This window comes from Lonsdalea quercina subsp. quercina (genome assembly GCF_000688695.1).
Lineage (GTDB): Bacteria > Pseudomonadota > Gammaproteobacteria > Enterobacterales > Enterobacteriaceae > Lonsdalea > Lonsdalea quercina_D.
Map to the genome: position 1 here is coordinate 35137 of NZ_JIBQ01000001.1, position 9085 is coordinate 44221.

Sequence of the window (9085 nt, forward strand, 5' to 3'; positions counted from 1 at the left end):
GCGCGTTAAGTCTTGATGACTAAGAGCTATGTTCCGGCTTCGCAATCAGGCTTTCCAGAGAAGGCATCGTCCCGTTGTAATGTTCCAACGTGATGGACGTGTCCGGCGTCGCGCCACCCTGCTCCGTGAATTGGCCTTGGGTACTCACCTCAATCGTTGGCGAACCCTGGTTATCCACAATGCGAATATAGTGGCTGATATCCGTTCCCGCTTCCAGCTCGCCGACCAGATCGCTCAGGTCGATGCGGTCGCCTTCCGCCGGATTGAAGTCCTTAATGGTGTCGAAACCGGTATCGCCCGCCTTCCAGACGAAGGTGTCCGCGCCGCTGCCGCCGATGAGCGTGTCGTTGCCGACCCCGCCTCTCAGTACATCATCGCCGCTTCCGCCATACAGGATATCGTCACCCAATCCGCCGTCCAGGTTGTCGTTACCGCCCTGTCCGTACAGGATATCATTACCCGAACCGCCACTAATCGTATCATTACCGCCTTGTGAACTGGCAATATCGAATTCAGCGCTATGTCCGGCGATATACTCATGTACCTGCTGAACGGATGCGGTGGTATCCGAACCCAGATGCAGCTGGTTGCCGACATACTGCTGCAAGGCCGGCAGACCATTGCCGTCGATGCCGTCGAACGAGATAGAGTCGCCGAACAGGATATCGTCGCCGTTACCGCCCAGCAGCGTATCGTGCCCGCCGGTCAGAGACTGGTTCGATCCCAGAATCGCTTCTGACAGTTGGGCCGGATCGATATGATCCAAGACCACGCCGTCGCTATCGTAGTTTTTCAGGCTCGATGCGTTCAACGAATCCCCAACCCCGATGGCTTCCACATTCGATACCGAATGTAGCAAGGCATAGCCTTCAGACGAGTTCGACATCGTCGCCGAGTTGGCGTTGTAACCCGTGCCCGCCAGATGAGAGATCTCGTAAGTCCCGTCGCCCTCGGCATGAACCTGGCCAATCACCGTCCGCGTCACGCCGCCACGACCCGAGTTGGAGTAGTAGTAGACGTCGCCGGTACTGCTGATCACCTCACGGCTTACCCCGGAGATGTTCATATAGTAGGTCTGGCCCGGTTGGTAATCAAACGAGTCGATATCCAGCGTCGTACGGCTGCTGACCTTAACCGTATCCGTTTCCCCCGCCTGATAATAGGTCGGTTCACCATCGGTAATGAAATAGGTCAGATTGGTGCCGGGATTGCTTTCCACGGTATCGCTCTGGAACCAGTTCGCCGCAGTTTTGAACACATCCTCGTAGTTCGTACCGCCGCCGGACGTCATTGTCTGCAGCGCCGCGACCAGTTTGGACAAGGCGGTCGAATCCGACAGGTTGACGGAGATGGTCTGGCCGACTTTCGTATCGAAGTCCGCCAGGAACACATTCACCGACCCTGAATGAACGTCCGACGTGCTCTTGATCAGGTTGTTGAAGACCGTGGTCAACGAAGCTACCGTCTTGTTGATGCTGTCATTCGACATACTGCCGGAGGAGTCCACCAGGAAGGCAATATTGTAGTTTTGCCCTTCCATGATCTGCAGACCGGATACGTCACCCACGATCAGATCGTTACTGTTCGTCCCCGTCAGCGTATCGTCGCCGGTGGTGCCCATCGTCGCGCCGAACTGTTCGACTTCCTGCGAAGAGTAGCCGGTCGACGAATCATAGTTCGCCACTTCGGTCGACGTCGCCTGCGCAATGATGTCGAACTTACCGGCATCAACAGGCGTCTGGATAGTGATGGTTCCGGCCAGCGTGTCCAAATGCTGAGCATTGGTAATCAGGTACACGCCGTCCGCGCCGACGGTGACCGTCACGTTATTGATGTGATCGGTCAACACGGAACCTTCCGGAATCCCCGTCAACGTAATGCCCGACAGCTGCTCGCTGCCGTCAAGGTCGGTCAGCGCGGCAGACACGGTCAACTCATGCTGCTGATAACCCGCCTGTTCCGCCACAGACTCTTCCTTGAAGTCCTGCTTATCCGCCGCGATGTAGCTGCCGTCGCCGTAGATAATGCCGTCCAGATGGTTTGCGCCGCTGATCAACGTATTGCCCTGATACGTGATAGTCACGGAGTCATACGTGTTCACATTGGTGGCGGCATTGTTGTTCGGACCGACGTAGGTGGTGTAGCCGTCAGCCGTCGTACCTTCAACAAAGATATAGTCAGGACGCGTACCTGAAGCTTCCGTCCCGCTATTGCCGGTCACCGCGTTCAGCGAGCGCCAGCTGCCGTCCTGATAGTAACCGCTGCCGTCATGGACGACGAACAGGTCGGTGTACTGGCTGCTGGTGCCATTCGTGTTCCCCTGACCGTAGTAAGCGACCACGCCGTTACCCACAATTTCAGGCACCGTATCGCCTTCAGACAGCCAGATGCGCACGTTGTCTCCGATACGCACAATTTTGCCGTCCTGAACGTCGAATCCGCCGTTTTCACTACCGCCGTTGACCTTGATGTAAGACGGGGTCGTCGGTACGGTTTCACCGCTGGAGATATCCAGCGATACGACTGGCGCATCCGCCACCGGCGTGACATTGATGGACACTTCGCCCTGAGAGCCGGTGTTGCCCGCGGCATCGACCGGCTGCCAGCTCAGCTCCGCCAGTCCGTTACCGGACACATTGGCCGCAGGAACAAAGCGCAACGCGGTATCGCCCGCCGTTAATTCCTGACCAACGGTCACCTGATGCCATTCGCCGCCCTGGCTGTAATAGAACGTACCCGCGCTGGCGTCCGGCAGCGAAGAGATTACGATGCTGCTGGTGTCGGAGGACACGCCCAGATCGCTCCAGGAGATAGCCAACGCCGTATCCTCTGCGACGGTCAGCGTATGACTACCGCCATCCGGGCCGACCGTATCCACGCCGTAGCCATGATCGTCTGTCGCGGTGGTCGGGTTGCCGGCCACATCCAGCGTCGTGACGGAGGCGTGAATCTGAGAGTCGCCCGCCAACACGCTCCCCGGAACCTCTACGCTCCAGACATAGCTGCCGTCCGCGGCGGCGACCACGTTCGTCTGATAGGTCTGTCCCCCCACGCTGACGGTGACGATATCGCCGACATGCACATCGTTGCCGACACGGCCGGTAATAGTCTGGGTCTGACCCGATTCCGCCAGGTTAATGGTGTTATCCGCCGTGACCGCATCAATCGTGATGCTGGCTTCCGGCGCCGCCGTATCCACCGCGTAACTATGGTCCGCCGACGCCGTTGCCGCATTGCCGACGACATCCGTGGTCGTCACTTCCGCATGAATCTGCGTGTTGCCGGCCAACACGTCGCCCGGTACGGTCACACTCCAGACAGTGTCTCCTTCGTCATTGACGGTGACTTCGGTCTGGTAACTAAATTCGCCCACTTTGATCGTGACGATATCGCCTGCCTGCACGTCGTTACCAACGTGACCGGAGATCGTCTGCGTTTGTCCAGACTCAGCGATGTTGATGGTGTTGTCGCTGGTCACATCATCGATGGTGATGCTGGCATCCGGCAGCACCGTATCGACCGTGTAAGTGTGGTCGGCCGTCGCCGTCGTCGCATTCCCCGCTTCATCGGTGGTGGTGACCGCAGCGTGCACCACAGTATCCAGAGCCAGAACGCTGCCCAGAATAACGACACTCCAGACCTTGGCCCCATCCGCGGCGGTCGTCACGCTGGTCTGATAAGACTGACCCGCGACATTAACCGTTACCGTATCGCCGACACGCACATCGTTGCCGACCCGGCCGGAGATGGTCTGCGGCTGATTGCTTTCGGCCAGATTGATTGAGTCATCGTCGGTGATCGTATCGATGGTGATGCTGGCTTCCGGCGCCGCCGTATCGACCGTGTAACTGTGGTCGGCATCTGCCGTTGTCGCATTGCCTGCACCGTTTGTCGTCGTGACTTCGGCGTGGATCTGGCTGTTACCGGCCAGCACATCACCTGGTACGCTCACGCTCCACACGTTGCCGTTATCGGACGCCGTGACGGTGGTCTGGTACGACTGGTCGCCGATAGTCACGGTCACCGTGTCGCCGACCTGCACGTCGTTACCGACGCGACCAGTAATGGCCTGCGGCTGACCGGACTCGGTGATATTGACAGTATTGTCAGCGGTGACATCGTCGATGGTGATCGATGCTTCCGGCGCCGCGGTGTCGACGGCGTAGCTATGGTCAGCAGCCGCCGTGGTGGCGTTGCCTGCACCATCGGTGGTGGTGACTTCAGCATGGACCTGGTTGTTACCGGCCAGTACCTCGCCCGGTACGCTCACGCTCCAGACATTGCCGTTATCGGACGCGGTGACGGTGGTCTGGTACGACTGGTCGCCGATAGTCACGGTGACCGTATCGCCCACCTGCACGTCGTTACCGACGCGGCCAGTGATAGCCTGCGGCTGACCGGCTTCCGCGATATTGACGGTGTTATCTGCGGTGACATCATCGATGGAGATCGACGCTTCCGGTGCGGCGGTATCGACCGCGTAGCCGTGATCGGCAGATGCCGTGGTCGGGTTGCCTGCCCCATCGGTGGTGGTCACTTCGGCATGGATCTGGCTGTTACCGGCCAGCACCTCGCCCGGTACGCTGACGCTCCATACATTACCGTTATCCGACGCCGTCACGGTAGTCTGGTACGACTGGTCGCCGATGGTCACGGTGACCGTATCGCCCACCTGCACGTCGTTGCCGACGCGACCGGTGATAGCCTGCGGCTGACCCGCTTCCGCAATATTGACGGTATTGTCGCTGGTCACGTCGTCAATAGTGATGGATGCTTCTGGTGCCGCCGTATCGACCGCGTAGCCGTGATCGGCAGATGCCGTGGTCGGGTTACCCGCTGCATCGGTAGTGGTCACTTCGGCATGGATCTGGCTGTTACCGGCCAGTACGTCGCCCGGCACGCTGACACTCCACACGTTGCCGTTATCCGACGCGGTGACGGTGGTCTGGTACGACTGATCGCCGATGGTCACTGTCACCGTGTCGCCCACCTGCACGTCGTTGCCGACGCGGCCGGTGATAGCCTGCGGCTGACCGGCTTCGGCGATATTCACCGTGTTGTCACCGGTGACGTCATCAACGGTGATCGACGCTTCCGGTGCTGCCGTATCAACGATGTAGCTGTGGTCAGCACCGGCAGTGGTGGCGTTGCCTGCACCATCGGTGGTAGTGACTTCTGCATGGATCTGCGAGTTATCGGCTAGCACCTCGCCCGGTACGCTGACACTCCAGACGTTGCCGTTATCCGACGCCGTGACGGTGGTCTGGTAAGACTGATCGCCGATAGTGACAGTGACCGTATCGCCCACCTGCACGTCGTTGCCGACGCGGCCGGTGATAGCCTGCGGCTGACCCGCTTCGGCGATGTTGACGGTATTGTCACCGGTCACATCGTCGATGGTGATCGATGCTTCCGGTGCCGCCGTATCAACGGCGTAGCCGTGATCGGCAGATGCCGTAGTCGGGTTACCGGCTGCGTCCGTCGTCGTCACTTCCGCATGAATTTCAGTGTTACCGGCCAGCACATCGCCCGGTACGCTCACGCTCCAGACATTGCCGTTATCGGAGGCTGTCACGGTGGTCTGGTACGACTGGTCGCCGATAGTCACGGTCACCGTGTCGCCGACCTGCACGTCGTTGCCGACGCGGCCGGTGATAGCCTGCGGCTGGCCCGTTTCGGCGATATTGACGGTATTATCATCGGTCACGTCGTCAATAGTGATCGACGCTTCAGGCGCTGCCGTATCAACGGAGTAACCGTGTTCTGCCGCAGCAGTCGTCGGGTTACCCGCCGCATCTGTCGTGGTTACTTCGGCATGGATCTGCGAGTTACCGGCCAGCACCTCGCCCGGTACGCTCACACTCCACACATTGCCGTTATCCGACGCCGTCACGGTGGTCTGGTACGACTGATCGCCAATGGTCACGGTGACCGTGTCGCCGACCTGCACGTCGTTGCCGACGCGGCCGGTCACGTTCTGGTTCTGACCGGACTCGGCGATATTCACGGTGTTATCTGCGGTCACATCGTCGATGGTGANGGATGCTTCAGGTGCGGTGGTGTCAACCGTATAGCCGTGGTCAGCACCCGCCGTGGTGGCGTTGCCTGCATTATCGGTGGTGGTCACTTCGGCGTGGATCTGGCTGTTACCGGCCAGCACATCGCCCGGTACGCTGACGCTCCACACGTTGCCGTTATCGGACGCGGTGACGGTAGTCTGGTATGACTGATCGCCAATAGTCACGGTGACCGTATCGCCGACCTGTACGTCGTTGCCGACGCGGCCAGTGATAGCCTGCGGCTGACCGGCTTCGGCGATATTGACAGTGTTATCTGCGGTCACGTCGTCAATAGTGATCGACGCTTCAGGCGCCGCCGTATCGACCGCGTAGCTATGGTCAGCACCCGCCGTGGTCGGGTTACCCGCCGCATCGGTGGTAGTCACTTCGGCGTGGATCTGGCTGTTGCCGGCGAGTACGTCGCCCGGCACGCTGACACTCCAGACGTTGCCGTTATCCGACGCCGTCACGGTAGTCTGATAAGTTTGATCGCCAATAGTGACGGTCACCGTATCGCCGACCTGTACGTCGTTGCCGACGCGGCCGGTGATAGCCTGCGGCTGGCCCGTTTCGGCAATATTGACGGTATTATCATCGGTCACGTCGTCAATAGTGATCGACGCTTCAGGCGCTGCCGTATCGACCGCGTAGCTATGGTCAGCACCCGCCGTGGTCGGGTTACCCGCTGCATCGGTNGTCGTCACTTCGGCATGGATCTGGCTGTTACCGGCCAGCACCTCGCCCGGCACGCTGACGCTCCATACGTTACCGTTATCGGAGGCCGTCACCGTGGTCTGGTACGACTGATCGCCGATGGTCACGGTCACCGTGTCGCCGACCTGCACGTCGTTGCCGACGCGACCGGTCACGTTCTGATTTTGACCGGCTTCGGCGATATTCACCGTGTTGTCACCGGTCACGTCGTCAATGGTGATCGATGCTTCCGGCGCGGCGGTATCGACCGCGTAGCTGTGATCGGCAGATGCCGTGGTCGGGTTACCCGCTGCATCGGTGGTGGTCACTTCGGCATGAATTTCATTGTTACCGGCCAGCACATCGCCCGGTACGCTCACGCTCCACACGTTGCCGTTATCGGAGGCGGTGACGGTGGTCTGGTACGACTGGTCGCCGATAGTCACGGTCACCGTATCGCCCACCTGCACGTCGTTGCCGACACGGCCGGTCACATTCTGGTTCTGACCGGCTTCCGCGATATTCACCGTGTTGTCAGCGGTCACGTCGTCAATAGTGATCGATGCTTCCGGCGCGGCGGTATCGACCGCGTAGCTGTGATCGGCAGATGCCGTGGTCGGGTTACCCGCTGCATCGGTGGTGGTCACTTCGGCATGAATTTCATTGTTACCGGCCAGCACATCGCCCGGTACGCTCACGCTCCATACGTTACCGTTATCGGAGGCGGTGACGGTAGTCTGATAAGACTGGTCGCCGATAGTGACGGTCACCGTGTCGCCCACCTGCACGTCGTTACCGACGCGGCCAGTGATAGCCTGCGACTGACCGGCTTCGGCGATATTGACGGTGTTATCTGCGGTGACATCATCGATGGAGATCGACGCTTCCGGCGCCGCCGTATCAACGGAATAGCTGTGATCGGCAGATGCCGTGGTCGGGTTACCCGCCGCATCGGTGGTGGTGACTTCAGCATGGATCTGGCTGTTACCGGCCAGTACATCGCCCGGCACGCTCACGCTCCACACGTTGCCGTTATCCGACGCGGTGACGGTGGTCTGGTACGACTGGTCGCCGATGGTCACGGTGACCGTGTCGCCGACCTTCACGTCGTTGCCGACGCGACCGGTCACGTTCTGATTTTGACCGGCTTCGGCGATATTCACCGTGTTGTCAGCGGTCACGTCGTCAATAGTGATCGATGCTTCCGGCGCGGCGGTGTCGACGGCGTAGCTATGGTCAGCACCCGCCGTGGTGGCGTTGCCTGCACCATCGGTGGTGGTGACTTCGGCATGGATCTGCGAGTTACCGGCCAGCACCTCGCCCGGCACGCTGACACTCCACACGTTGCCGTTATCGGACGCGGTGACGGTAGTCTGGTAAGACTGATCGCCGATAGTGACGGTGACCGTGTCGCCGACCTGCACGTCGTTGCCCACGCGGCCAGTCACGTTCTGATTCTGACCCGCTTCGGCGATATTGACGGTGTTATCTGCCGTCACATCATCGATGGTAATCGACGCTTCCGGCGCCGCCGTATCCACCGCGTAGCTATGGTCAGCACCCGCCGTGGTCGGGTTACCCGCTGCATCGGTGGTAGTCACTTCGGCGTGGATCTGGTTGTTGCCGGCGAGTACGTCGCCCGGTACGCTGACACTCCAGACGTTGCCGTTATCCGACGCCGTCACGGTGGTCTGGTACGACTGGTCGCCAATAGTCACGGTGACCGTGTCGCCGACCTTCACGTCGTTGCCGACGCGACCGGTCACGTTCTGATTTTGACCGGCTTCGGCGATATTGACGGTGTTGTCACCGGTCACGTCGTCAATAGTGATCGATGCTTCAGGCGCCGCCGTATCGACCGCGTAGCTATGGTCAGCACCCGCCGTGGTCGGGTTACCCGCCGCATCGGTGGTAGTCACTTCGGCGTGGATCTGGCTGTTGCCGGCGAGTACGTCGCCCGGTACGCTCACGCTCCAGACATTGCCGTTATCGGAGGCGGTGACGGTGGTCTGATACGACTGGTCGCCAATAGTCACAGTCACCGTATCGCCCACCTGCACGTCGTTGCCGACGCGGCCGGTGATAGCCTGCGGCTGACCCGCTTCGGCAATATTCACCGTGTTGTCACCGGTGACGTCATCAATGGTGATCGACGCTTCCGGTGCTGCCGTATCAACGATGTAGCTGTGGTCAGCACCGGCCGTGGTGGCGTTGCCTGCCCCATCGGTGGTGGTCACTTCGGCATGGATCTGCGAGTTATCGGCCAGCACCTCACCCGGTACGCTGACACTCCAGACGTTGCCGTTATCCGACGCGGTGACGGTGGTCTGGTA

At 60.1% G+C, this 9085-nt stretch carries 1 protein-coding gene; it reads right to left on the minus strand.

What is annotated here, in order from left to right; all coding sequences use genetic code 11:
* Positions 1 to 19: 19 nt before the first annotated feature.
* Positions 20 to 9022, minus strand: coding sequence for an Ig-like domain-containing protein (locus SB13_RS00140; protein ID WP_463605536.1), 9003 nt, complete (start codon positions 9020 to 9022; stop codon positions 20 to 22).
* Positions 9023 to 9085 lie beyond the last annotated feature (63 nt).